Raw genomic sequence first — 26,773 nt, forward strand, 5'->3', positions numbered from 1 at the left:
CTATATTTTTTTAGAAAGCGGTATTCGCTTATTAATATCTATTTTCGGGGTTATGGATTCCAAATAATCGGAAGTCAGCGCTTTTTTATTTTCCACGAAGGGCCGTATTTGAAATAACCACAATTTGTTGTTTTGGAAACCTAGTTCCACATCATAGGCACCCTCATAATCCGAATGGGTTTCTTTAGGGAGGGTCTGGCGGATGGTTGTTGCAAATGCCTTAATATCTTGAATGTTTTTTGGATTAAGGATGAAGTTTTCAAATGTGGATGATTTTTTTTCGGTACCCCCCGTTGCCGGCAGTCTATTGTGGTACATATCCCTGGCAGGTGCCAATAATTGAATTTCGCCCGTATCTTTTATCAAATAGGTTTCTGCAGCCTGACCGTCTACGGCCCCTCCGGCACCACGGCTAAAGGCAATAGTTAAATCCTTGTCATTGCCAGAACTAATACCTTTGGTAATCAATACCCCTGAATAATCCACATCGACACTTGGAATGACCAAAATGGAAGGGAAAACATTTTCTGGATTGAGCAGGTATTTTTGACGCCATTTAAAACTGCGTTCAGTATAGGGAGAGGCCCACACATCTTTAATACCTGATATGATTTTTTCTTTGGAAATGACATTAAAAATAGTCAGGTTTAATCCGGCTCCTGTAAAATCTTTAAGGTCTTCCATATTGGTATCACTTCTTAGGAATACCGGAATATTGCCAATATCCTTTCCTAGTACATTCTTAAAATCTGATTCTAATTGGGTTATGAATTGGGGCTGTAGGGGCATTTTTTTTATGGCCTCTCGCAACGTTTCTAGCTGTCTTAGCTGGTAGTTTTCTATTTCCATTTCAGGAATACCTTTGCTGTGCATACCCTCGGCTTCTTTGAACATTTGGTTTAAAAACTGCCAATAGGTGATTTTTTGCCCAGGCATAGCTTGGTCCATATGGGCTCTAAAAATACCAAAAGGAATCACCAAGCCTTCGACTACTTTGTCTGGGAACATTTTTTTTAATTGCCCTAGATTAGCAGCCTTTGGACCGCAAAGTTTTCCAGAGTCAGCTGCATCAACCGATCTGAGGTTAAGGATTTTGGTATTCGATAATTCAATGTTCTGTGTGGGGACTTGAATTTTTTCTTCCTTGCGTTCCTTTTTAGCAAAGAGGTTTTTCTCTTCTTGGGTCATGTCCTTTTCCAATTTCATAATAACATTGCCTTTGTTGGAGACGGCATAAAAAACTCTTTCGCCATGGAATGTTTGAAGATTTAGCAAGTTGTCATCTGCTAGGGCCGTATTGGGAATCCCCAAGTTTCGTGCTAATAATTGGACGTGAGATACCATATTTCCCTCAGAAACCGTAGCAATTCCGGCAATGGGCTTTAAATCGGCCGGGGGGCGTTGAAACACGTATATTTTATTGGAAGCTACTTCAATATTGTCGGGTGACCCGCTTACGACAACTAGTTCCCCGAGGGCATATCCGGGGTTGAGACCTCTTATACCACTTTGGTTGGGAATGTTCAACACCTTATTGGTCAGGGCCGATTCCTGAGCGATAATATCGCCCAAGTCTCCAACGGCCTTGCCTAAATGCAGGGCAATGGAGCCCCTGATTTTATCATCGATAAACCCATTGGCCAAAGGTTCAAATTCAGCATACAAGTCAACCACTTCCTGATAATTGGCTTTTACCATGCTAGAACTCCATTCTACTTCCCTACGGGCATTTTCTAGAATGGCGGTCAGGTCTTCCAAGGTAGCCGTTTTTTGCGAAGAAGAAATAGTACTTAAATTCAGTTGTTCCCATTCGGCAAGTTCAATATAGCCGGCGCCGGCATTGGCCATTCCCAAATAGCATATTTTAGTTAATAAATCGTTTAGGGTTTCTGGTTTCCAAAGGGGTGAATTTTTAAAAATGATTTCTTCCAACTTTAAGGAGGTATCCAAAAGTTGAAGTTGCGCCGCAGGATTTTCTTGGGTGAGTATTGCTTTCCTTATAGCCAATAAAAGTTCGGCTGTTGCAGGAACAAGAAAGGAAGGCTCCTTTTGGTCCTTGTTATTTGAAATATAGGTCTGGATGGTTTTTCCTATTTCGGCCTCTTTTACCAAAGAAGTCTTTTGTTGTAGGGAAGCGATATCTACAGGTTTGTAAAAACCGATCATGTTTTCTAACAAAATATCTATTTTGGCTTGGATGGCAGAAGATAGTTTATGGCCGTTGGTACGTTTAAAATCCTTTACTTTTTCAATGTCACTTGCCTCTGGTTGTCCATGTATCTTTATTCTGATGGACATGAAATCTGGCGCCATATCAGAAATAACTTTAGAATCGCTGCGGATCAATTGCGCCACGTTATCGTCTCCACGGTGTGGAATGTCTTTTAAGGATTGGCGGATGAGGTAAAAATTCTCTTTTAAATTTTTATTGTTCGAGAACAGCCATTTGTAAAAATTGACGCCCCAAGCTTCTTCATCTTCTGATTGTATGGCCCCTCTGTAATATTGTCCTTTTTGAAGGATCCAACCATTGTCTACGCTTCTTAAATATTGATTGAGCTGGTATTGTTTTAAACGAGAATGGTTGTTTTCTGCATCCCAAAACTCCTCTTGTGCAGTATAGGCCAAAATTTGACCAAGATATATATGATGCTGTTTTCCGAGTTGGACAATAGTAGGTTTGTAAGTAGCGTGCTGTATACCCGGGCCTATGTTTTTTGGACATGGATCTTTTGGTGCTCTGGTACTACCATCGGTACAGAACCATCTTATTTCTTGATAAGGTCCTCTAATATCTTTTTTATAGGAAGCTATCTGTTCTTTAATTTGGTCGGCGTTTATTTTTTGCGCCATTCCTAGATGGGTAGCATAACATAATATGAAGGCGAAAATAAGTTGTTTTTTCATAGATTTCGATTGGTAATAAAAGCTAGTGGTCGTTTAAATGTACTATCAAATTTTAATCCAAAGAGCGTTACAAGGTAAAAAATCGTTTTATAGATGATAAGTATCGACTTAGTAACCAGGGGAATAACTAAATATTTATACTGAAGCAGCAATGTCATCTTTTTGGAAGATAAGAAAAATTTAAACGGATTTATAAATTATCGGAGGGGGAATACTTGTTGTGTTTATTTTGTGCCAAGGAATCTAAGCAGCAGTGCAATCTGACAGTTTGTTTTAGGAAAATATTCGAATAGCGTACATTTAAAGATATCCTAATTCCAACGGGATACTGAAATTGTAAATATGAACATAAAAACTAGGGAAATATGAAGGTCAGCGTTGTAAGCGTTCCGGTTCAAGGTTAGGGAGAAGGATTGAATTTTTATGCTAAGAACTTATTATTTGTTAAAAAAGTAGACATTCCTCTTGGGGATGGAAATATTTACAAGACAGCAGGTTTACGACAAGGGTTGGCAGAGACGCTTATTTAATAGATCCAGGGGGTAGAACCTCTATGCGTTTTGAACGTTTAGTAGCAGGAATCCAGGCCTATGGAAAAATACTAATTCTAACAGAAACCATTAAGAAAACGGGGAATCAGCAAGCATTGAATACCCTTAATGGCGCATTACAAGCATTCGATGAATCAACTTTGAAAGAAACTGCTGTTGCTGCTGAGGTAAACATGCAAAAGAGGTGGCAAATAAATTTTGTGAGTTGTAACTTCTTATTGAATTTTAATTAATTCTATATGGCAATATAATATTATTGTTATTCTAGTTTTTCTAATTTCACCCAATAAAATGGTGCTATAGGGGCGGACCTATAGGTAATGGTCCAAAGTGCTGTGTATTATGTGGTGATATTTAAATTACCCTCGGCTATTTTATAGATATGTTTTTGCCAAAGATAAGTTCAGTTCAGTCTACTTAGTGAAACTTAAAGGGTTTATTATGAATTGCTTAGTATTTTAGTCTATGGCCTGTACAAATACACTTGTAAACTGTTATCGTTATGTTATAATAAGGGGTAGGTTCTTTTGTCTATAGGCTTATGCGTACATTTGCCGGATGCAAAAATCGAAGAGTAAGGCTCAATTTGAATTTGTTGCCATTATGGCCTCTTTAATGTCTATAGTAGCATTGGCTATCGATGCCATATTGCCCGCCATGACCCATATCGGTCTTTCCGTAAACAGCTTGGACCCCACGGTGAACCAAATGTTAATCACTATGATATTTTTGGGATTGGGAGCAGGACAATTGGTTTTTGGACCATTGTCTGATAGTTTTGGAAGGAAACCCATTGTATATCTTGGGTTTTCTATATTTATTATCGGAAGTATATTATGTGTCGTGGCCCCTTCTTTTGAATGGATGATCGCAGGGCGGGTATTACAGGGAATTGGATTATCGGCACCGAGGACTATTAGTATTTCTATGATCAGGGACTCTTTTAAGGGTGATTATATGGCCAAGATTATGTCTTTTGTTACGGCCTTTTTTATTTTAGTTCCCATAGTAGCTCCTGCGATGGGGAAGTTTTTCTTGGACCATTACGGTTGGGAAGCTATTTTTTATGTACAGTTGTTTTTTACCCTTTTGGTGAGCCTTTGGTTTTGGAAACGACAGCCAGAAACCTTAAAAAAGGAGTATACCATACCTTTCTCTAAACACGTATTTATAGACGGGTTTAAGGAATTGTTCCGTCATAAGGAAACGGTGGCCTTTACCTTGGTTTCTGGTCTAATAACCGGCGCTTTCATGGTGTATTTAAGCACTGCCCAACAAATTTTTGAAATCCAATATAATTTGGCAGACGATTTTCCGTATATCTTTGCGGGACTGGCTATTTCTGTAGGTTTATCTACCCTTTTAAACGGTACTTTGGTGGTACGTCTCGGGATGCGCAGACTGGTTTATATAGCGCTTTCCTTGTATTGCAGCACAGCTTTAATTTACATAGGGATGTTTTGGAACGCTCCCAATCCTAGTTTAGGGGTACTGATCACTTTTTTAGCGCTCCAATTTTTTACCCTTGGTTTTTTATTTGGGAATTTACGTGCTATTGCCATGGAGCCCATTGGGCATATTGCCGGAATAGGGGCGGCCATAACCGGTTTTATTTCGACTATGATGGCCATTCCGATAGCCACTTATATTGGTAGTTTTGTGCAGAACAGTACTTTGCCTTTATTTATCGGCTTTTCTGTCTGTGGGGTGATTTCTTTAGGGGTTTTTCTAATGATAAAGGGTAAATCCTTGATAGCTACTGCCTAATCCTTATTTTTCACTTCTGGGTAAGATAGGATAATGGTACTTGAATTTGCATTACTGATTGCAGCGGCATCCTTTTTATAAGCCGAAGAATGAGGCATAAAAAGATATAGCGGAAAGCAGGTGCCACTTTATGGGGGAACCATAAAGCGGCAATGCCCTAGCAATAATCAAAAGAAACAATTGCTGCTTCCGTACTTAGTGCCTACAGTGCACTGTCTTTAATAACATCTACAATTTCCGGATTTAGCAAAGTAGAGGTGTCTCCCATATTGCTCATGTCCTTACTGGCGATCTTGCGTAAAATTCGCCTCATGATCTTACCCGAGCGGGTCTTGGGAAGCCCACTAGTAAATTGGATCTTATCTAATTTGGCGATAGGGCCAATATGTTCCGTAATGATTTGATTGATCTCTTTTCTTAGGTTGTCGTGCATACGGGATTCTCCGGATTCTTTAAGGATAACGAAGCCATAAAGAGCGTTCCCTTTAATGTCGTGTGGAAAACCTACGATAGCCGATTCAGCCACTGCCGGATGTTCGTTGATGGCGTCTTCTATTGGGGCGGTACCCAAATTATGTCCAGAAACGATAATAACATCATCGACACGCCCGGTAATTCTGTAATAGCCTACCTCGTCTCTAAGGGCGCCATCGCCGGAGAAGTACATACCTGGAAAGGCCGAGAAATAGGTGTCTTTGTAGCGTTCATGATTGCCCCAAATGGTTCTGGCCATCCCTGGCCAGGGGAATTTTATACACAAGCGCCCCTCTACTTGGTTGCCTTTTAGTTCTATTCCCTTTTCATCCATCAGGGCTGGTTGTATCCCTATAAAAGGAAGTGTAGCGTAGGTTGGTTTTGTCGGCGTTACAAAAGGGATAGGAGTAATCATAATTCCCCCAGTCTCTGTTTGCCACCAAGTATCTACAATTGGACTTTTCTTTTTTCCGATTACATCGTTGTACCAATGCCATGCTTCCTCGTTAATTGGTTCTCCAACGGAGCCCAATACTTTCAAAGAAGAGAGATCGTGTTTTTCGGCGAAGGATATATTTTGTTTTGCCAAGGCCCTGATTGCCGTTGGAGCGGTATAAAACTGATTGACCTTATGTTTTTCGACGATTTCCCAAAAACGGCTATAGTCCGGATAGCTAGGGACACCTTCGAACATTAGGGTTGTGGCGCCATTAGCCAAAGGACCGTACACAATATAGCTATGACCGGTAATCCATCCTATATCTGCGGTACACCAATATACATCGTTCTCTGTGTATTGAAAAACGTTTTTAAAGGTGTAGGCGGTATACACCATATACCCCCCGGTAGTGTGGACCATTCCCTTAGGTTTTCCGGTAGATCCTGAAGTATACAGAATAAATAAGGGATCTTCGGCATTCATGATCTCTGGAACGCAGTCTTGGTAAGCTTTGTCTAATAAGGGCTGTAGCCATTTATCGCGTCCTTCTTTCATGGCAACTGCAGTATTGGTTCTTTTTACAACCAATACCGTTTTTACTCCTGGGCAATCTTCCAAGCCTTCGTCTACAATTGCTTTTAGGTCAATAGATTTGGATCCTCTGTAGGAGCCATCGGAAGTGATGACCAATTTACAATCGCTATCATTGATCCTAGTAGATAGTGCAGTGGAAGAGAATCCGGCAAAAATCACGGAATGGATGGCGCCTATTCTGGCGCATGCTAATAATGCAATAGAGAGTTCCGGAATCATGGGAAGGTAAATACACACCCTATCTCCTTTTTTTACACCTTGGTCTTTTAATACATTGGCCAATTGACATACACGGGCATGAAGCTGGCGATACGTAATATGTTGTGCTGCTTCTTCTGGATTGTTTGGTTCAAAAATTAAGGCGGTTTTGTCTCCTCTTGTGAGCAAATGCCTATCGATACAATTTTCTGTTATGTTGAGTTGGGCACCTTGGAACCATTTTACTTCAGGAGTATTAAAATCCCAACTTAAAACATTGTCCCATTTTTTACGCCACATAAAATGCTCTTCTGCGACTTCTCCCCAAAAATTTTCTGGTTCTCTTACTGATTTTCTATAAACTTGGTAGTATTCTTCTAAATGTTTGATGTGGTAGTTACTCATTGTTTCTCTATAAATTTTATTGTATCATCAAAAAATTGGGATGATTATATTGCACGTTTTAAATTTACTATAATATTATTAAATATCTAGCCCTTTTATGTTTTTCACCGATGTTGTTAATGCATTTTAGCATTTCCCGCACCGCTAGGAATACGGATGTTTTCTGTGATTTCTTGAACTTGTAAAGGTGGTTCTGGAGTGAAGCGACTGATAATCAGTGCCACGATGAAATTCACTGCCATGGCGACACTTCCAAACCCTTCTGGGGATATGCCAAACCACCAATTGGAGTTATCGGGAATTTCTCCTAACCATCCTAATTTAAATTTGGCCATATAGTAGAGCATAAGGCCTATACCGACTATCATTCCGCTTACCGCTCCTTCTTTGTTCATTTTTTTATAAAAAATCCCTAGGATAATAGCGGGAAAGAATGATGCTGCGGCCAGGCCAAAAGCAAGGGCTACAACAGCGGCGACAAAACCGGGGGGGTGAATTCCAAAATACCCAGCGACGATTACGGCTAGGGTAGCAGCAATACGCGCTGCCCACAATTCTCCTTTTTCCGAGATATTGGGGTTAAAGACATTTTTGATCAAATCGTGGGAAACCGAGGAGGAGATCACTAATAGGAGTCCGGCTGCCGTAGATAAGGCCGCTGCCAGTCCGCCAGCGGCGACCAAAGCAATGACCCATGCTGGAAGCTTGGCAATTTCTGGATTAGCCAAGACCATAATATCATTGTCCACGGTCAGTTCATTTTTGCTATTGTCTGCAAGATATTGAATAATGCCATCCTGGTTTTTATCCTCAAAAAGCAATAAGCCAGTGTCTTCCCAATTTTTAAACCATTTGGGCATATGGCTATATTCTTTATTGCTTACCGTATTTAAAAGGTTCGTTTTAGCAAACACGGCAACCGCCGGGGCGGTGGTATATAATATGGCAATCAGTAAGAGCGCTATTCCGGCAGATTTACGGGCGTCTTTAACTCGTTTCACCGTAAAGAACCTCACAATAACATGGGGAAGTCCTGCCGTGCCTACCATTAATGCCAAGGTAATGGCAAAAATATCTATCATATCTTTGGCCCCATCGGTATAAGCCGCAAAGCCTAATTCTGTGGAGAGACCGTTTAACCGGTCTAATAAAAAGGTTTCCGAGCCGTCATTTATGGTAGCCCCCATGCCTAATTGGGGAATAGGGTTGCCGGTCATTTGCAAAGAAATAAAAATTGCGGGCACCATAAAGGCAAATATTAAAACACAATACTGTGCGACTTGGGTATAGGTGATTCCCTTCATTCCTCCCAATACGGCATAGAACAATACAATGATCATCCCAATAATGACCCCGGTATTGATATCGACTTGTAAAAACCTTGAGAACACCACGCCAACACCCCTCATTTGTCCGGCCACATAAGTAAAGGAAACTATAAGAGCACAACATACTGCTACGATTCGGGCGGTTTTGGAATAGTAGCGTTCCCCTATAAAATCGGGAACCGTAAATTTTCCGAATTTTCTAAGATAGGGAGCTAGTAAAAGGGCCAATAATACATAGCCTCCGGTCCATCCCATTAAATATACTGAGCCGTCATAGCCAGAAAAGGCTATAATACCAGCCATAGAAATAAACGAAGCTGCCGACATCCAGTCAGCGGCAGTGGCCATTCCGTTGGCCAAAGGAGATACGCCACCCCCGGCGATATAAAATTCTTTGGTAGAGCCGGCCCTAGACCATATCGCTATACCTATATATAGGGCAAAGGTAATTCCGACAAGGAGGTAAGTCCATACTTGTACACTCATAAGTTTAGGTTTTTTGGTTGGTGGTAGGGGTTATTCGTTGTAGCCGTATTTTTTATCAAGTTTGTTCATGAGGCGTACATAGACAAATATTAAAACAACAAAAACGTAGATGGCGCCCTGTTGGGCAAACCAAAAACCGAGTTGAAATCCGCCGATCTTAAAACTGTTCAAAGCATCTTTTAATAAAATTCCGGCACCAAAGGAAACGGTAAACCAAATTGCTAGAAGAACTAAAACGTAGCGGATGTTTTTTTTCCAATAGGCAGTAGCTTTTTTTTGTTGATCACTCATTTTAAATACGGTTTAATTAGAGATATCTGTGGTTTGGTCAGATTAGTTTCTCGAATATAGGAAATTGTACTAAAATAAACGATTGGTTTTTTTAGGAAGGGAGATAGATTACGCCGCCCGAACAATCTTTTTTTGCGCCGGTGACGGAGCTTAAACAATTGGTTTCTTCTACATCTCTTAGGACACCCATAAGGGCAAAAACAAGGGCTTCCTTAAATTCTATGAGGGTGTTAGAAGGGGTAATAACTTTTACGGTAGCGCCTAATTTATCTTGTAGAGTATCCATTAAAAAAGTATTCAATGCCCCGCCTCCTGTAACAAATAAGCGGCTTTTTGTTTTAATATTATGCAATTTTAACTGCACATTTATCTGTTCGGTGATGTGATGGATACTAGTATGCAATAAATTCTCGATACTATCTTGGGAGTTATCTACAATAGGCAGCACTTTTTCGACGAACCATTCGAACCCAATAGACTTTGGAAAGGGCAAGCGATAAAACTCTAAATTGTTTAACTCTTGAAGCATAAGGTTATTAATCTGTCCCTTAGAGGCCATAGCACCATTTTTATCATAACTAAGATTTATTTTTTGGGTGATGTGGTTTAGGATCATATTGGCCAAACCGATGTCATAGGCCAAGCGTTGGCCATTTTTTTGGAAAGAAATATTGCTGATTCCACCAAGGTTAAGGCAGTAGTCGTATTGGCCAAAGAATAACTGGTCACCAATTGGTACTAGGGGAGCCCCTTGTCCGCCCAAGGCAACATCCTTGGAACGAAAATCGCAAATAACTTTTTTTCCGCATTCGTGGGCCAGATGTTGTCCAGATCCAATCTGGAACGTAAAACCTTTTTGCGGTTGATGGTGGGCAGTATGTCCGTGACTAGCAATAAAATCGATTTCTAAATGATGCTGGTCGATAAATGCTTTGGCTTGTTTTCCCAACCAAGTGCCATAGGTGTTATGGAACGCTAACAATTCTGTTGCCGGCAAGTAGATCGCATTTTTTAGTTGTGATTCCATGGTTTTGTCATAGGCAATGCTTTTGGATTGTTTAATCTCAAAATCCCATCCGTTCTTAGTCTTCCAAATATGGCAATAGGCAAGGTCTAGACCATCTAGAGAAGTGCCCGACATTAATCCTATGACTTTATAAATTTTCATTCCTAGATGTGTTGAGGTTATTGGATGGCGTCGTACAAAACTTGTTGAATATTGGTACGGGTGTTCAATTTGTAGAGGGTAGTATTCTCCCTAGTTGGGAGGACACGATTAGAAAGGAAAACGTACAATAGTTCTTCTTTAGGATCTATCCAAACCATGATTCCTGTAAATCCGGTATGTCCAAAACTATCGCTGCTGGCATCTTTGGCGGTGTTGCTATTTTTACCTCTATATTTTAAATACGGCTTATCGAATCCCAGTCCTCTGTGGTTGTTATTCTCAGGAAATTGTACTTTGGTAAATTCTTTGAGGGTGTTTTCTGCGATAAATCGCTCGCCGCCATAGGAGCCCATATTTAAATACATTTGCAAGAGTTTGGCAAGGTCGTTAGCATTGGAGAACAGGCCTGCATTAGCCGAAACTCCGCCCATCATCGCAGCCCCTTCATCGTGAACGGATCCATGTATCGGCAGGTGTCTGAACATAAAATCATGCTCGGTAGGGACTATCCGTTTTTTATCAAATTTTTCATAGGGTTTATAGGTTAAGGTACATGCTCCCAATTTGTCATAAAAGTGCTGGTTTACATAATCTACAAAGTTTTCATCGGTAATTTCTTGAATGATGGTAGGCAATAGCATAAAAAGCAGGCCAGAATACTTGTATTCCTTTTTTTCGAGCAGAGGCGATTTTTTGATTGCCTTAAATATCTTTTTTTGATACTTGCGATGGAGCCACATTTTGGAGGTGATCTTTATGGGAAAACCTGCCGAGGAATCTTTTTTGATGGTACTCCATTTGTAACTGCCATTTTTTCGAAGGGTATTTTTCCAATAGGTGATATAGGGGTTAAACCCGGCCTGATGGGCCAATATTTCCTTGAAACTGGCGTTATCTTTATTGGAGTTTTTAAAATACTTCAGGTAATCGCCTATTCCATTGTTGAGGTCAAACTTCCCTTCATCGTGCAGTTTCATAAGTGCGGGAAGAGCAGAGGAAATTTTTGTGACAGATGCCAAGTCATAGATATCCTCGGTATTCACTTTAGTGGTGTCGTTGTATTTTTTTAGGCCGTAAGCCTTGTGTAAAACAACCTTTCCGTTCTTAGCGACCAATAGTTGACCTCCAGGGGTTGCCTTGGCATTTATTGCTTCGTTCATAAGGGAATCCACGCCATGGATTAGGGTTTTAGAATCCATCCCTGCATCCTCTGGCAGGGTATATTTAAAACGAATTCCGCCTTGGATAGAAAGACCGTCCCCTGCTTTAAACTTTTTGCCGATTCCGACTGGTAGTCGGCCATTGGCCCCGATTCCTCCAAAAATTAATTGTGCGGTCAGGTCTTGGGCAGATTTACTATCCTGATAGGAGGCAATTAGTCCCATAGCATTTTCCATGTTGTTTAGTTTGTCTATGGAATATGGGTTTTTGAAATAAGAGATCAGGGTTTTTTCAAAGGGGAGGGCCTGTATAAATGATTGTACGGGTTCCGAAAATTTTATAGTATTTCGGGGTCTTGGGCTATCGTCGTGCACACCAACGATGATTAAATTGTAGTGGGGAAATACTTTCTGGATTGCCTCAACCTCTTCAAGGGAGGCCTCCGTAGGCAAAGTGAAATGAGCAACTTCGGAATATAGGTCGAGTGTCTTTTGAAAGGTAGTCTTGGTGTCCGTGCCAATGGAAACCGACATGATTTTAAGGGTGTCCAACCTTTTTAAAGGGATGATATCTCCCTCATTTTTTAATACTGTTAAGGAAGCTTCCGTTAAATTTCTTTCTAACAACAATGCTTGTGGATGGTGAATGTCTTCTAGGAGGTTGGTGAGGGGTAGGTCTTGGTATTCGTTTAATTTCACCCACTGCTTGGCGGCCAAAATTTTTCTGACCCTTGTATCTATATCTTTTTGGGAAATTAGGCCTTTGTCTATCGCTTTTTTTATTTCAGTAATAGCCTTTTCTACATCCTGTACCAGTTCTAGGACATCGTTGCCCGCCAAAACGGCATTTTTATCCACTACCCCTGGTAGGTTCCCTTTGGTTACTCCCTTCATTTCCATGGCATCGGTAACAATCAATCCTTTAAATCCGAGTTGGTCCTTTAAAAGATCGGTAATGATTGCTTTGGAGAGGGTAGAAGGTTGCCCCGATGGGTCTAAGGCGGGAATATTTAAATGGGCCACCATCATGCCATTGATACCGGCATTTATAAGTTCCTTGAAGGGGTACAATTCCAAATTGTTCAATCGCTCCAAGGAATGATCTATTTGAGGTAAATCGTAGTGGGAATCGGTGCTGGTATCGCCATGTCCCGGAAAATGTTTAGCCGTGGTGATCAATCCGCCGTCTTGCATTCCCTGCATATAGGCAATGCTCTTTTCGGCGACCTTAATTTTATCTTCGCCAAAAGAGCGATAGTTGATCACGGGGTTCTCTGGGTTGTTGTTTACATCGGCAACTGGGGCAAAGTTCAGGTGCAGCCCCACTCTTTTAATTTGTTGAGCCACTTCTTTACCCATCTTATAGATTAGGGTGTTGTCCTCAATGGCTCCCAAGGCCATCTGAAAAGGGAAACTTATGGTGTTATCTAATCGCATCCCTAGCCCCCATTCGGCATCGATAGCTCCCATTAAAGGCACTTTTGCCGCATTTTGGTATTCGTTCATCAATTTTACCTGGGTAAGGGGGTCGCCTTGAAAAAAGACCAATCCCCCTATATTCCATTTTTCTATAGTTTTTAGGATATCTGCTCGGTGTTCCGATCCTCTATTAGAATAGGCAGACACCCATATAAGTTGCCCTATTCGCTCCTGGGGCGTTAGGGATTTCATTATGGAGTCTACCCATGTACTATGAGTATATTGCAGAAATTCAGGGGGGGGTGGCGTGTTTTCCTGAGCGTTTAACATATTGACGAGCAGGATTACGGCGATAAATAACCTTACTTTTCTTAAAAACATATTGATGGTGATTATTATACTTTAATATAGATTTTTTTTTTGTCGAGCACATAGCCCAAAAGCCACATCATTGCAATAAAACTTACGGCAAAACCAAGGGAAGCATTCAGGTCCTCCATCCAGCTTAGATAAAAATTAGCGTATAGCCAAGACTTTAGGGGGACTGTATTGACGTATATTAGTGCCAATAGGTTTGCTACCAGCCCCGAAACCACATAGATAAATAGTGGATTTTTGCCAAATGGCTCAAAGAAATAGGCCCATTTTTTAAAGTTCAATAATTCAATGGTATAGATCAATATAGCTAACACCATTAGGGTCCATCCTGTACTGTACAGCACAAATGAACTTGTCCAAATAGGTTTGTTAATGGGGAAATAAATATCCCAAATAAGAGACACAACGATTAGTGTTAAGCTTGCGGCTATTAGTTTCAAAACAGTTTTAATATTATTTCCAGATTTCTGTACAAAAATACCAGCCACATATCCGGCAATTACGTTTACGGTTGCTGTGAGGGTACTCAAGAGCCCTTCGGGATCAAAAGAAATTCCAAAACCTTTGTATATGTTTTCGTTCCTAAAAATTAGGTTGTCAAATTTTAAAGCGGCATTGTTTTCCAAACTGAAAGGCAATGGCGATGATCCAAAAAAGTACATAATAGCCCAATAGGCCAAAAGGATGAAGACTCCTACTATTACCGATTTTTTTAGTTTTAAATAATGTATTATCAGTGCTCCAAAGAGGTAGCATAGGGCAATACGTTGCAATACTCCCATGATCCGGATGTCGGCCAGGTTTTTAAAAGCGATTCCTCCATCTGTGCGATAGATAAAAGGGAAGGCATTCAAGAGGAGTCCGATTAGGAATATGGCTCCTGCTCGTTTAAATATTTTTTTTAGAATTGCAGAATTTCCTAGCTGCTCGTATTTTCTCATACTGAAGCTCATGGCGGTTCCTACCACAAACAAAAAGGAAGGAAAAACCCAATCTGTTGGGGTAAAACCATGCCATGCGGCGTGTTTAAGTGGGGGATATATGCTAGACCAGCTTCCAGGGTTGTTTACCATGATCATTAAGGCAATGGTCATTCCGCGTAGAATGTCCAAGGCATAATACCTTTGAGGGGGAAGTGATTTTTCCATTAAGTGGTAGTGTTTAAAATTGGTGGTTGTTTAGGTTTAAAATCTTTAAAAACAGGTTTTTTGGAGTGAAAAATTAAGGATAACAATTCTAAATATAAATTATAATAGCCTGAATATTTTAGTTTTATTTAATTAGCTTTTTTCTGAAGAAATCTATTCATCTAAAAAAAGGGGTATTTTTGTTATTAAAATTTAACAAGCTACACCATGTCAAATTATAAAAGAATTACCGAAATGCCATCCAATTACACAGATCTTGAATTGATGGATACGGGTACGATCCTCGCCAGTATAAATGAGGAGGATAAAAAAATTGCAGCGGCAGTAGAAAGGGAGATACCGGCAATTACAAAATTGGTAGATGGCTTGGTGGAAAGATTTAACAAAGGAGGCCGTTTGTTTTATATTGGGGCAGGCACTAGTGGTAGATTGGGTATTCTGGATGCATCTGAAATTCCGCCTACTTATGGAATGTCGCACGATCGCGTAATTGGTCTGATCGCAGGGGGCGATATTGCCATCCGAAAGGCGGTTGAGAATGCGGAAGACGATAAAGAACAGGCTTGGAAAGACCTAATGGCCTTCGATATTACTGAAAATGATACCATAGTGGGAATTGCCGCTTCTGGGACTACGCCATACGTTATTGGAGGCGTACAGGAAGCAATGTCCAAGGGATTGCTTACTGCCTGTATCACCAATAATCCTGGTTCTCCCTTGACTCAAGCCGTAGAGATTCCCATTGCAGTGAATGTAGGGCCAGAATTTGTTACAGGGAGTACTAGAATGAAAAGCGGAACCTCTCAAAAACTGGTGCTCAATATGATCTCTACTGCCCTTATGGTCAAAATTGGGAGGGTACAGGGTAATAAGATGGTGAATATGCAGCTTAGCAATGTTAAACTGGTAGACCGTGGGACCCGTTATTTGGTAGAAGAATTAAAGCTAGATTATAAAGAGGCCGAAATATTGTTGAAAAAATACGGTTCCGTAAAAAAAGTAATCGATGCCCAAAAGGGCTAACCTTTAATGTTCTTTTTCTATTTTTGAAACCTCTTCAGGGGTAACAAGTTTTTTGTTCTTGTTACCCCATGAATTAAGGATATAGTTCATTACATCTGCAATTTCTTGGTCTTCTAGTCCCATAGGAGCCATGGTTCCGTTATAGTTTATACCATTGACGACAATAGGACCTTGTTGACCATATTTAATTCCACGGATGCTTTCTTCTCTTTTTTTAAGTAGATAATCAGAGTTAGCCAATGGCGGGAAGGTCTTTTCAACTCCTTCTCCTTTCGATATATGGCAGTTGACACAGAAGTCGGTGTAAATGTCTGCTCCTCGTTTAATGCTTTCTTCTAATTCCTTGTCTTGAAAAAGAAAAATAGTCAGAAAAAGTATGGCAGGAATATAGGTCAAAAAGAACAATTTCATTTTTTGAAAGTTTTTAAAGAAAAGTGTTTTTGTTTTTTTAGGGCTTGTAAATACTAAATCCGAAAAACCAGTATTTAATTAGGGATCAATTTAAAAATCCCCTTTCCTTCAACAGCCACATAAATATAGCCATCAGGAGCTTGCCGAACATCGCGTACGCGGCCAATATCGGTCATTAGTTTTTCGCGTTTTACTACTTTATTATCCTTAAGAACCAATCTTTCTAGGTATTGAAATTTTAGAGACCCTATCAATAAATTATTTTTCCAATCAGGGTATTTGTCGGAAGTCACAAAAGCCATTCCGCTGGGGGCTATAGAGGGTACCCAATAGTATATCGGTTGTTCTGTACCTTCCAATTCTGTGTTGTCCGTGATAGAGGTTCCACTATAATTAATGCCATAGGTAACCAAGGGCCAACCATAATTTTTGCCTTTTTCTATGATGTTGATTTCATCGCCGCCTTGGGGGCCATGTTCGTGTTCCCATATGGTACCGGTTACAGGGTTTTTGATCAGGCCTTGAGGATTTCTGTGGCCATAACTAAAAATAGCCTTCTTGGCCCCTTCTTGACTTACAAAAGGGTTGTCGTTTGGAATAGCGCCGTCGTCATGGAGTCGATATATTTTTCCTCCATCCCTGCTAATATCTTGTGGATTAACGTCTCGATCTCCCCGATCCCCAATCGAGAAATACAAATAACCATCATTGTCAAAAACTATTCTAGATCCAAAATGTTGGCCTTTGGTAGTGTTTGGGGTGGCTTTGTAAAGCACTTCTGAGTTGGTTAGGCTGTTGTTCTGTAGTTTGGCCCGTAATAAGGTGGTGTTTCCTCCTTTTTCGGCTCCTTCTTCAGAAGCGTAGGAAATGTAAATCCAGCCATTGTTCTTATAATCCGGATGCAGGGCAATATCCAATAACCCCCCTTGCCCTCTAACATAAATGTCCGGTACATTGCTTACTATAGATTTTTTTCCGTCTTTAAAATGAATCAGTTCTCCAGACTTTTCTGTGATTAACATACTACCATCCGGTAAGAAAGCCATTCCCCACGGAATTTGTAGTTCATCGATTATTAATTCTGTCGAAAAAGACTCTTTTTTAGGGGTATCTATTTTATTTTCAGTGGATTGTGCGCATGAAAAATTCATCGTCAATAGAGTGAAACCGAGTAGTAGAATACTATACTTCATGATAAGGCGTTAGTTAATAAGTAATTAAGTAAACAAATTTACCTAAAGATAATTATAAAATAGCCAAAAATAACCAATAGCATGTGGACTATATTTTATCCTTCATCGAGATACAGACCTTAAAACCTTATTTAAACTATGCTTCCTAGAAATTCAAAGCATATATTTTATTCAGTGCTATTGATAGTCGGTTCAATTATTGGTCGTTCAGTAATGGCCAATACAATGGTACATGGTTTTGATTCAGATGTTGCATCGGCCGTTAAGGAAATCAATACTTCTTCCTCGGTTCATCAGATTTTGGCAGGGGATATAATTAAGTATCCATCCAAGACTTCCAGTTCAAGACAATCGAGTACAGAAAAGGAAATTAGCTCTATGATGTTTACAACCATTATTAATGGGGCTAATGAAGAAGTTGTCTGTACGAATGACGGGAGTACTTTAGCTAAATTTTTTCTTTGTGGTACCGGAGACAATAGAACGGTAACGGTTAACGGGAGTGGTACCATTACCTGGCAAAAGCAATTGGCAAGCTGTCCTTTGGTCGGAGGCGATTCTTGTCCGGTGAAGGATAATAGTTGCTACGGACCTGCCATTACTGGGGCATCTTATTTTTTAGATGCCAGCGATCCCTCGGTTGCGGGGGAATATAGGGTAAGGATAGACTCTGGCGTTTTCTATTATTTCAGGGTGTCGTCTAATCCTTTGAACCCTCAGTTAAGTACTCAAGATATTGTTTGTGGTACCCCTGGTAGGGTGGAAGTTACTAATGTTCCTTCTGGATATGAATACAGCCTTAATTCGGCCAGTGGCCCATTTCAGGACAATCCTTATTTTGATATAACCGCTGAAGGAAATTATCAGGTGTTTACCAGATTAAAAAATGCTTCGCAAAGTGCTTGTGTTTTTCCATCACAAATAGTAAGCATTAATGAGGTAGATATGACCGTTGAGGTATCTAAGGTCGATATTAGCTGTAGTGGGGAAAAGGGGAGTATCACGATCGATATATCCGGAGTTCCTGGATTTTATAGTTATAAGTTGATACGAAATGGGACCACTATGAATTCTTTTGGTCCCAATAGCTCTAATACCCATACTTTTAACAACCTAGGTGCGGGTACATACTCGGTCGCCGTACAGGCCGGTAGTAGTTGTGCCGACTCTATTAGTACTATCAACGGAGACCCAATAACAATTGGAGCCGGATTGGTTCCAGTGGATGCTACTGCCTTTGCTACGGATAGTTTTGGTTGCGGAGCAACTTCTGTAGCCATTACTCTAAATGCTAGTGGAGGAACCGCTCCTTATCAATTCAGTGTCAATGGAGGGGTGTTCGAAGGAAGTTTTTCCAGTGGTACCACCCATACTGTAAACAATCCTGGGACCTATAATATTGTTGTCCGTGATGCTAATGGATGTTCAAAAAACACTGTGGTCGATGTAGAGAATATTCCACCTCCCGTCTATAATATATCCTCTATGGATGCAAATTGTGGAGGTGCTAATAATGGGAGTATCACAGTAAATGTTACCAATAGCAACGGTTATAATTTGGAATACAGTATTAATAACGGGGCAAGCTTTCGGAACAGTAACGTTTTCTCAAATTTGGCTCCTGCGACCTATGATGTAGTAGTGCGTTACCAACAAGATACTTTTAGCTGTAATACTCCGGCAATCAGTAGATCAATAGGGGCTCCTTCTATCATTACTGCAACCGCTAGCGATACGGAAATCCCTAGTTGTGCAAACCAAAATGGCGGGGAAATCACCTTTTCAGGAGTCAGTGGCGGGGTAGGACCATACGAATACAGTATTGGGTCAGGTTTTATTTTAGGTACTACCGTTTTTAGCGGACTTTCAACCGGAACCTATAGTCCACAGATTAGGGATGCTAATGGTTGTGTAGAGACCTTACCAGCCATTGTATTCGATCCGATTGATAAACCAACTGATATAGATTTTACTATCATGGCGATCGATTGTGCCACCTCTACGGCATCGGTTAGTCTGACGGTAACTGGTGGAGAGAGTATTTCCGATTATAAAATTATTTCTCCGATAACGGTACATAACGGCCCTAATAATAGTTTTACCGGTTTAGCTTTAGGAAGCTATACTTTTAGAGTAACCGATGCCGAGGGCTGTAGTTATACCGAAAGCTTTGCGATTACAGAAATCAGTTCTATAGGCGTCAGCAGTCAGGTTGTTCGCAACAATAGCTGTATTGGTGAGAGTGATGGGGAAGGTCGGTTTATTGTCGATGGTTTTAGCAGTAGCTATAGCTATCAAATAGATGGGAATTCTATGGGTACGGGCCAAACTTCTAACGTTATTCCATTAAGTGGTTTGCCTGCTGGTTCCTACACCCTTACAGTAACGGATGAAGTTACAAGCTGTAGCGAATCGGGCATATTGACCATAGCAGAACCTTCGGCCCCTTTAACTATTGCACCTCTATGGACGGATATGAGCTGTCAGAATAACAATAGAGGATCGGTAAATGCGAATGCTTCTGGCGGATGGGGCGGGTATAACTATACGCTCACTAGGCCAAATGGAAGCACCGTTGGCCCCAGAAGCAATCCGAATTTTTCGGGATTGACCGATGACTCTGGGCTATACACCATAGCAGTGGTAGACGGTGGCGGATGTATCGCCTCGGCCAGTTATAACTTTACAGCACTAACAGCACCTACCTTACTATTAGATATCGCAGCCTCGGATTTTTGTTTCGATAGTACCGATGGTACTACCTTGGAGGTCAATGCCAGTGGTGGGGATGGTAATTACGAATATAGAATAAACAATGGGACTTGGGTGCCAGGCGGAATGAGCGCTAGTTTTGGAAATTTAGGTCCGGGCAACCATAAAATAGAGGTTCGGGATGGCAACAATTGTATTGGTAGTATTACCCGGTATATAAGGCCACAAACAACTTCTAGAATAAGTATCCAAAAGGGACTAACATGTAGCCTAACAGGAGCAGGGGATGCGGAAATAAGCGTAACATTAAGTAATGGAAATCCGCCTTATAATACCTACGAAATGAGTTATAATGGAGCTGCATATACAGGCCCCACTGCTATTTATGGCAGTAGTTTTGTATATACCACCGCAAATCCAGGAACCTATCAATTCCGAGTCACCGATAATTTTGGATGTATGGTAGAAACTAATATAGTAACCATAGACCCTACGGCAACTATTGTAGCAAATGCCACGGTTACCAATCCAAGATGTGATGATCCTACTACTGGAGTGGTAGAGCTGGTACCAGATACTTCGGTTGGAATTCCACCATTTCAATATAGCATCGATAATTCTCCGGGCTCATTTACCAATCAGAACGTTTATGGAAACCTTTCCCCGGGCAATTATACCTACTATGTTAGGGACAGCAGGGGATGTTGGGTAGATGTTGACTTTACCGTAGGACCTCCTACAGCTGGAATAGATGCGTCAGTGGTTATGAACGCAGCAAGCTGCTCCTCGGGAGTAGTATTGGGAAGCATAGATGTTGATGGGAATACCAACGGAGTAGGTCCATATACCTATACCCTATTAAGTAGCAGTGGTAGTGTAACGAGTATGGTAGGGCCAACGCCCAGTGACACTGCTAGTTTTACTAATTTGCCAACCGGACGCTATACCGTAATAACAAGGGATGCCGCCGGTTGTGAAGATCGCGATGTGGTTACCTTAACAGCTTCCGGACTTTCTATAGCCCCAATTCCGCCGCCAGTTCCTGTATCTTGCGATGCAACAGGCTTTACCTATAGCGTTTCAGTGTCTGGAGGTTCTGGGACCTACGAAATTAGACTGTTGGGAGAGCCCTCTTATTACCCTCTTAATCCTGGAGGAGGAACCCATACCTTTAGCAATGCCTTGAATGGAATAATTTATGGGGTTGCATATACCGTAGAGGTTCATGATATGGTAACCAACTGTATTTATTTTCGGGAAATCCCTCCGGTAGACGAACCCAATTCCCTCGTAGTTACGGCTTCAGGAACTACAGCTTCCTGTGAGGTTGCTGGGAATGGTGTTTTTAGTTATGAGGTTATAGATTATACAGGAACACAATTAGAAATTTCGGTTATAAATTCTAGCACGGGAGCCTTTATTTCTCCCCCATCAACAATAACGGTTCCGGCATATACGGGAGATCCCTATGCAGATCAGATCACCTCATTGCCTCCAGGAAGCTATCAGGTATTGGTAGAAGATTTGAATTCTAATTGTACAAGCAGTGCACAGGGGGTTATAATCCAGGATATTCCAACAATTAGTGTCGATCGGAATACCAATGCTAATTGTAACAATCCTAATGGACAATTAATAGTACGTGGAGTGGGAGGCACAGCGCCATACCTGTTTTCTGTAGTACCTAGTACTACCCTCGTAGGAGTATTTACATCGGCTACGACCTACGATTTGCCCCCAGGAGATTATGATATTTATGTTCAGGATGCCAATAGCTGTGAATCTATTAGTAGTCAAACTATTTCCATGTCACCAGGCGTGCCAACACCTACCGTAGATGTTACTAACCAATGTACCGCAGTTTCGTCCTATATCGTCGAAGTTACTTCTCCATTAAGTAGTGGAACATCTCCAGAAACGACCTTTCAATATGACATGGGCGGCGGGTTTCAATCCAGTCCTACGTTTACCATGCCCAATCCGGGGACCTATACCATCATTGTTCGCGATGGCAATGGATGTACCAATACCGTAGAGGCAGCCGTATTCGATTTCTTTTCGATCACTGCTAGCGCGACGGCCGAACCTTCTTGTAATAACTCAGATGGAATTATAACTGTAGAAACATCGGGTGGAAGTGGCAATTTTAATTATGTTTTGGATGATGGTGCGGGCTTGGTTGTGGATCAAGACAACGATCCTGTATTTTCAGGTTTGCTGCCCGGAAATTATTCCATAACTGTTACCGACAGAAGTTCCAATACGGTGCCCTTGTGCCAAGATACCGCTACGGTAAACATTATTACGGTTTTGCAACCTGTAATTGATACGTTGAGCACAACGGATATTTCCTGTTTCGGAAGCGTTGATGGCAGTATTACGGTCGACTTGGTGTCGGCTACGGCAACGGACGGACCTTTTACCTATAATTTATATGATAGCACAAATACATTGGTTCGCAGTCAGGCCGATGCCATATTGGATAATTTATCGGCCGATACTTATGAGGTTGAGGTGGTGTCTAATAGAGGGTGTGTATCCCTGCGCTTAGGAGCAACTATAGCAGAACCAACCGAATTAATGGGGAAGGCATATGCATTGCCTTTTAGCTGTAACCTGGCAACAAATACTTTTAACACCACCAGCTTATTCATATACACGGACTCCAATGGCGATGGTAGTGGTAGTCTTACAGGAACAGCTCCGTATACTTTTAGTATTAACGATGGTACGGCTGTTTTTGACGGAACCAACTTCCAAAGCAGTAATGTTTTCGAAATTATAGATAATGGGCGCCCACAGCTTATAACAGTAACCATTCGGGATGCCAATGGATGCGAAGTTATAGATACCATAAACCTTACCCCTCCTGATGGGTTAACCTTTAGTTTTAACGAGATTAGTTCTATTGGTTGTGATGCTTCGGGAACAGGGGTAGTTCCCGGAACAGTAGAAATAGTAATTGATCAGGGATCGGGGAATTACGGAGTAGAAATATTACCGCTAGGCTCCCAACCAGAACGTATGACGGGTGGCGCCGATAGGATTGTCTGGGATATAGATACCCCTGGCGATTATATTTTTGCGGTCAGGGATATCGACAATGGCGGGTGTTTGTATGTTACCACTATTCATACGGTACCAGATTATAACCTTTTAGTGGCCGATATCAATGAGATTAAACCAGTAACTTGTTTTGGAGGGTCCGATGGGGAAATAAGTATAGCCATTAATAACTATGTCGGGAAATATGAGTATGAGGTGTTTTCTCGTGATTTGGCCGGTGTAGAAACCTCTACAGGCGTTATGGGGAGTTTTGATACCGAGAACCCTATAAATACCCCTGAAATTATCACAGGGGTACCGGCAGGGAATCTTGTTGTACGGATTCTAGAATTAGACAGTCCGTATTGTACAGTTATTAGTAACGTAACTACTGTGCACGGGCCAAACAGGGTGTTAGATATAATTCCGGTACAAACCGCTGCGGTAACTTGTTTTATTCCGGGTAGGGGCGAAATTACGGTCAGTGGCGATGGCGGTTGGGGCGGATATCAATACCAATTGGAACAAGAAACGGCTGTTCTCGGTAGCTTTAGTACAGTTATTCCCTTTTCTTTAACGAATGTTTTTGGGGATTTGTCTAATGGTAACTATAGGTTGAGTATTGTCGATATGCAAGGATGTGTGGTTACAGAAGAGTTTTCGCTTAATTTACCGATGCAAATTGCAGCCGATATTAGAATTGTACAACCCCTTTTATGTCCTGGCTCCAATGATGGTATTATAGAAGCTTATAACGTTAGTGGGGGACAAGATTTAAATGGCGATGGAGAAGAATATTTATACCAATTAAACCGACTGGATAGTGCTGGCGCTATTTTAAATACTAGTGGTTTACAAGAGTCTATCCGATTTTACAACCTCCCTTCTGGGCGGTTTAACATAAATGTATTCGATGGTTGGGGCTGTAGTTTTACTACCCAAGAAATTATTATCCAAGACCCCTTAGCTGTAGATCCAGATTTGGTAGAAACCCTGTCTCCAGGCTGTGAGGACGAAGGACGGATGGAATTATCGGTGACCAATCCAATGGCAGGAATGGAATATTTTTATCGCAGAAGTGGCACTTCAGATCCTTTTGTGTCTTTTGGTGGTACTAACATTAATAAAGTAGAAATTATAATTCCAGATGTGAATGCCAACCCAGGACCATATCAGTACGAAGTACAAAACGGAAATGGTTGCCCAATTCAATTATCTAATGAAATTAATTTAGATAGGGCATTGCCTTTGGTCATTGCCTTAGATTTGGTCGATGCCAATATTAAATGTTCAGGGGAAGCTACTGGTATCATCCGTTCGGAAGCCTTTGGTGGCGTAGGTAACTATAACTATATTTTGGTAAATAATAATTTAGATAGTGGTGCACCAGGAGTGCCGAGAATGCCAATGTCTTCAGATATTATTAGGAACTCACAAACTTCAGGAGTTTTTAGAAACTTAGATGCAGGCAGTTATTATGTCTATGTAACGAGTGCTACTTGTAGTGCTATTTCCCAAGAAATAGTCGTCAGTCCAAAGGAAGCTTTGATTTTGGAGCGATTAGAGGCCGTTCCTGTGAGCTGCAGTGGTGATTTGGATGGTCAAATAAGAATTGAGGCGAGTGGTGGGAGCGGACAAATCCGTTTTTCTATTTCGGAAACCTTAAGTGAGTTTTTTGAAGGTAACGATCCCCTTAATCAAAATGCTATTACTTTTAGAGATCTACCTCCAGGTTCTTACGAGATAATTGTACAGGACGAACTAGGATGTAGTATATTACAAGAAGTTGTTATCACGGTACCTGAAGAATTGATGGTGACTAATGTTAGTGCTACTCCGGAAACCTGTTTATTGGCATCGGACGGATCGGCACAATTGAGTATGACGGGGGGAACGCCTTTTGTAGACTTAGGGGGTTTCGGATTTTACGAGACAAAACTAATAGGTCCTGATGCCACTGGTGACGAGGTATTTTATAGAAATGATAGACTCGTTTTTGATCATCTAAAAGGAGGTGAAACCTACGTGGTATTTATAAGGGACGCAAAAGGCTGCGAAACCAATGTGATAGTGCCTATAACAATGGGGGTAGAATTGAAAGCAGAAGCTCAGGTAGCTTATGGTTGTGAAGGGATTTTTCCCAATAACACAACAAGTATTCTACTGGCAGATCCTAGTGTGGAGACGCGTTTACTCTTTTCCTTAAATGTAGACGACCTTTCACAGGCAAATACCCAGACCGCTTTTGGAAATTTACATCCAGGGGAGCATACAGTTTATATATACCACGAAAACGGATGCAGTAGCTTTGTGACCTTTACCATTGATCCCTATGAACCCTTAACTCTTACCGCCATAAAAACAGGTCCCGATCAGATAACGGCTAAGGCTGTGGGTGGTTTTGGGGAGTATGAATATTTTTTTCAAGGCAAAGCTACTGGATCCGATACTGTTTTCTACGCCATGGAAGATAGTAATATTACCGTATCGGTAAGAGACCAAATGGGGTGTAGTGCTACTATTACGATTCCTTTTGATTTTACGGGAAGGATTGAAGCACCTAACTTTTTTACCCCCAATGGAGATCATAAAAATGACGAATGGGTTCCGGGGAACAGCAGTTATTTTCCAAATTTAAAAGTAAAGATATATGATCGCTACGGTAGGGTAGTGGCTATTTTGGATAATGTCTCTGGATGGGATGGTACATATAGGGGAACAGAAATGCCTAGCGGGGATTATTGGTACGAAGTGAATACTCATGATAAGGAAAATCATCAATATATTGGCCATTTTACCCTTTATAGATAAAAATATAACTTCTAATTGGCTGATACAAAAGAGCATGAAAAATAAGGTGGATTTTTTATGCATTTTTTCTTTTTTATTTAAACATATGTTCTATATTTGCAGTCCGAAAAAATAGCAACTGTTTTACTAAAAACAACCGCTCATATTTTCTTCGGGGTGTAGCGTAGCCCGGTTATCGCGCCGCGTTTGGGACGCGGAGGTCGCAGGTTCGAATCCTGCCACCCCGACCACAAATCGAAAGAGATTTCGATAAACCAATATAAAAGTAGGCAACTACTTTTTAATGGTGGCATAGCTCAGCTGGATAGAGCACCTGCCTTCTAAGCAGGCGGTCGAAGGTTCGAATCCTTCTGCCATCACGACACTCTCAAAACCACGCCAAATGGCGTGGTTTTTTGTTTTATAAAAAAGCCAAACTTGTTTGAGCTTTAGAATAAAACAAAAAACCGGCAGCGATAGCTGGTGGGTTTTGAATTTGCAACATTGATAAAGAAGGATCACCGAAGGTAATCCTGATGTACGGAGAAAAGCCAAACTTGTTTGAGCTTTAGAATAAAACAAAAAACGGATCATGACCAATTGTTGTGTTTATGCAAAAATTGTGGTTAATCTATAAAGGAAGAATTCTACATTTTTCACCCCTCTGAACTGTGCCCTGAACGCTTTAATTTTTGCATTGAATGATTCTGCCGAGGCATTCGTACTTTTATTTATAAAATAGTTCAGGATAGTTCTGTAATTAACGCTGATACTGTTAGCCACTGTTTGGAAGCTTTTAAAGCCCGAAGCCTCTACGTCCTTGTGCCAATGTGCCAGTTTGGTATATGCCGTTTGTATAGTAGTGGCTGTATTGAATATGTTCCTG

At 41.0% G+C, this 26,773-nt stretch carries 14 protein-coding genes and 2 tRNA genes; 6 read left to right on the forward strand and 10 right to left on the reverse strand.

What is annotated here, in order from left to right; genetic code table 11:
• A complete protein-coding gene (locus tag BUA16_RS12270; protein ID WP_072765047.1) occupies positions 1 to 2,907 on the reverse strand; it encodes a PEP/pyruvate-binding domain-containing protein in 2,907 nt (968 codons plus the stop codon).
• A 553-nt stretch (positions 2,908 to 3,460) separates the two neighbouring features.
• Here BUA16_RS12270 and BUA16_RS12275 point away from each other — a divergent pair.
• A complete protein-coding gene (locus BUA16_RS12275; protein WP_072765048.1) occupies positions 3,461 to 3,691 on the forward strand; it encodes a hypothetical protein in 231 nt (76 codons plus the stop codon).
• A gap of 325 nt (positions 3,692 to 4,016) precedes the next feature.
• Positions 4,017 to 5,225: a multidrug effflux MFS transporter gene (locus tag BUA16_RS12280; RefSeq protein ID WP_072765049.1), complete on the forward strand. Its 1,209-nt coding sequence runs from the start codon at positions 4,017 to 4,019 to the stop codon at positions 5,223 to 5,225.
• Between the two features lie 202 nt (positions 5,226 to 5,427).
• Here BUA16_RS12280 and acs read toward each other — a convergent pair whose 3' ends face one another.
• From acs to BUA16_RS12310, 6 genes are all read right to left on the reverse strand, one after another.
• The gene (gene acs, locus BUA16_RS12285; RefSeq protein ID WP_072765050.1) at positions 5,428 to 7,335 is read right to left on the reverse strand and encodes an acetate--CoA ligase; all 1,908 of its coding nucleotides are present in this window, start codon (positions 7,333 to 7,335) and stop codon (positions 5,428 to 5,430) included.
• 116 nt (positions 7,336 to 7,451) lie between these two features.
• Positions 7,452 to 9,149, reverse strand: a complete 1,698-nt coding sequence (locus tag BUA16_RS12290) for a sodium:solute symporter family protein (protein WP_072765051.1) — start codon at positions 9,147 to 9,149, stop codon at positions 7,452 to 7,454.
• A gap of 30 nt (positions 9,150 to 9,179) precedes the next feature.
• A complete protein-coding gene (locus BUA16_RS12295) occupies positions 9,180 to 9,440 on the reverse strand; it encodes a DUF4212 domain-containing protein (protein ID WP_072765052.1) in 261 nt (86 codons plus the stop codon).
• A 91-nt stretch (positions 9,441 to 9,531) separates the two neighbouring features.
• Positions 9,532 to 10,608, reverse strand: a complete 1,077-nt coding sequence (locus tag BUA16_RS12300) for an anhydro-N-acetylmuramic acid kinase (RefSeq protein WP_072765053.1) — start codon at positions 10,606 to 10,608, stop codon at positions 9,532 to 9,534.
• 17 nt (positions 10,609 to 10,625) lie between these two features.
• Complete coding sequence (locus BUA16_RS12305; RefSeq protein WP_072765054.1) at positions 10,626 to 13,568, reverse strand: serine hydrolase domain-containing protein; 2,943 nt, start codon at positions 13,566 to 13,568, stop codon at positions 10,626 to 10,628.
• 14 nt (positions 13,569 to 13,582) lie between these two features.
• Positions 13,583 to 14,713 carry an acyltransferase family protein gene (locus tag BUA16_RS12310; RefSeq protein ID WP_072765055.1) on the reverse strand — a complete coding sequence of 377 codons (1,131 nt, stop codon included), beginning with the start codon at positions 14,711 to 14,713 and terminating at the stop codon, positions 13,583 to 13,585.
• Between the two features lie 207 nt (positions 14,714 to 14,920).
• Here BUA16_RS12310 and BUA16_RS12315 point away from each other — a divergent pair, with 207 nt between their 5' ends.
• Positions 14,921 to 15,736: an N-acetylmuramic acid 6-phosphate etherase gene (locus BUA16_RS12315; protein WP_072765056.1), complete on the forward strand. Its 816-nt coding sequence runs from the start codon at positions 14,921 to 14,923 to the stop codon at positions 15,734 to 15,736.
• Between the two features lie 3 nt (positions 15,737 to 15,739).
• Here BUA16_RS12315 and BUA16_RS12320 read toward each other — a convergent pair whose 3' ends face one another.
• Both BUA16_RS12320 and BUA16_RS12325 read right to left on the reverse strand, forming a co-directional pair.
• Positions 15,740 to 16,147 (reverse strand): c-type cytochrome, encoded by a 408-nt coding sequence (locus BUA16_RS12320; RefSeq protein ID WP_072765057.1) that lies wholly within the window; start codon positions 16,145 to 16,147, stop codon positions 15,740 to 15,742.
• Between the two features lie 74 nt (positions 16,148 to 16,221).
• A complete protein-coding gene (locus BUA16_RS12325) occupies positions 16,222 to 17,340 on the reverse strand; it encodes a PQQ-dependent sugar dehydrogenase (RefSeq protein WP_072765058.1) in 1,119 nt (372 codons plus the stop codon).
• 138 nt (positions 17,341 to 17,478) lie between these two features.
• On the opposite strand from BUA16_RS12325, the gene BUA16_RS12330 reads away from it, so the two are divergent.
• From BUA16_RS12330 to BUA16_RS12340, 3 genes are all read left to right on the forward strand, one after another.
• Positions 17,479 to 25,908, forward strand: coding sequence for a T9SS type B sorting domain-containing protein (locus BUA16_RS12330; protein WP_072765059.1), 8,430 nt, complete (start codon positions 17,479 to 17,481; stop codon positions 25,906 to 25,908).
• A gap of 152 nt (positions 25,909 to 26,060) precedes the next feature.
• Positions 26,061 to 26,138: transfer RNA gene (locus BUA16_RS12335), tRNA-Pro, on the forward strand.
• A gap of 55 nt (positions 26,139 to 26,193) precedes the next feature.
• Positions 26,194 to 26,267: transfer RNA gene (locus BUA16_RS12340), tRNA-Arg, on the forward strand.
• A 229-nt stretch (positions 26,268 to 26,496) separates the two neighbouring features.
• On the opposite strand, the gene BUA16_RS12345 is transcribed toward BUA16_RS12340, so the two are convergent.
• The coding region (locus tag BUA16_RS12345; RefSeq protein WP_245795557.1) for a transposase at positions 26,497 to 26,773 on the reverse strand (277 nt) is incomplete at its 5' end.

Source organism: Arenibacter nanhaiticus, from assembly GCF_900141935.1.
Taxonomy (GTDB): Bacteria; Bacteroidota; Bacteroidia; order Flavobacteriales; family Flavobacteriaceae; genus Arenibacter; species Arenibacter nanhaiticus.

Bases quoted from the DNA above. Each gene is read 5' to 3' on its own strand.
- acs (WP_072765050.1), bottom strand. From the start codon at position 7,335: ATGAGTAACTACCACATCAAACATTTAGAAGAATACTACCAAGTTTAT.
- BUA16_RS12310 (WP_072765055.1), bottom strand. From the start codon at position 14,713: ATGGAAAAATCACTTCCCCCTCAAAGGTATTATGCCTTGGACATTCTA.
- BUA16_RS12300 (WP_072765053.1), bottom strand. From the start codon at position 10,608: ATGAAAATTTATAAAGTCATAGGATTAATGTCGGGCACTTCTCTAGAT.
- BUA16_RS12275 (WP_072765048.1), top strand. From the start codon at position 3,461: ATGCGTTTTGAACGTTTAGTAGCAGGAATCCAGGCCTATGGAAAAATA.
- BUA16_RS12280 (WP_072765049.1), top strand. From the start codon at position 4,017: ATGCAAAAATCGAAGAGTAAGGCTCAATTTGAATTTGTTGCCATTATG.
- BUA16_RS12325 (WP_072765058.1), bottom strand. From the start codon at position 17,340: ATGAAGTATAGTATTCTACTACTCGGTTTCACTCTATTGACGATGAAT.
- BUA16_RS12315 (WP_072765056.1), top strand. From the start codon at position 14,921: ATGTCAAATTATAAAAGAATTACCGAAATGCCATCCAATTACACAGAT.
- BUA16_RS12290 (WP_072765051.1), bottom strand. From the start codon at position 9,149: ATGAGTGTACAAGTATGGACTTACCTCCTTGTCGGAATTACCTTTGCC.
- BUA16_RS12270 (WP_072765047.1), bottom strand. From the start codon at position 2,907: ATGAAAAAACAACTTATTTTCGCCTTCATATTATGTTATGCTACCCAT.
- BUA16_RS12295 (WP_072765052.1), bottom strand. From the start codon at position 9,440: ATGAGTGATCAACAAAAAAAAGCTACTGCCTATTGGAAAAAAAACATC.
- BUA16_RS12305 (WP_072765054.1), bottom strand. From the start codon at position 13,568: ATGTTTTTAAGAAAAGTAAGGTTATTTATCGCCGTAATCCTGCTCGTC.
- BUA16_RS12330 (WP_072765059.1), top strand. From the start codon at position 17,479: ATGCTTCCTAGAAATTCAAAGCATATATTTTATTCAGTGCTATTGATA.
- BUA16_RS12320 (WP_072765057.1), bottom strand. From the start codon at position 16,147: ATGAAATTGTTCTTTTTGACCTATATTCCTGCCATACTTTTTCTGACT.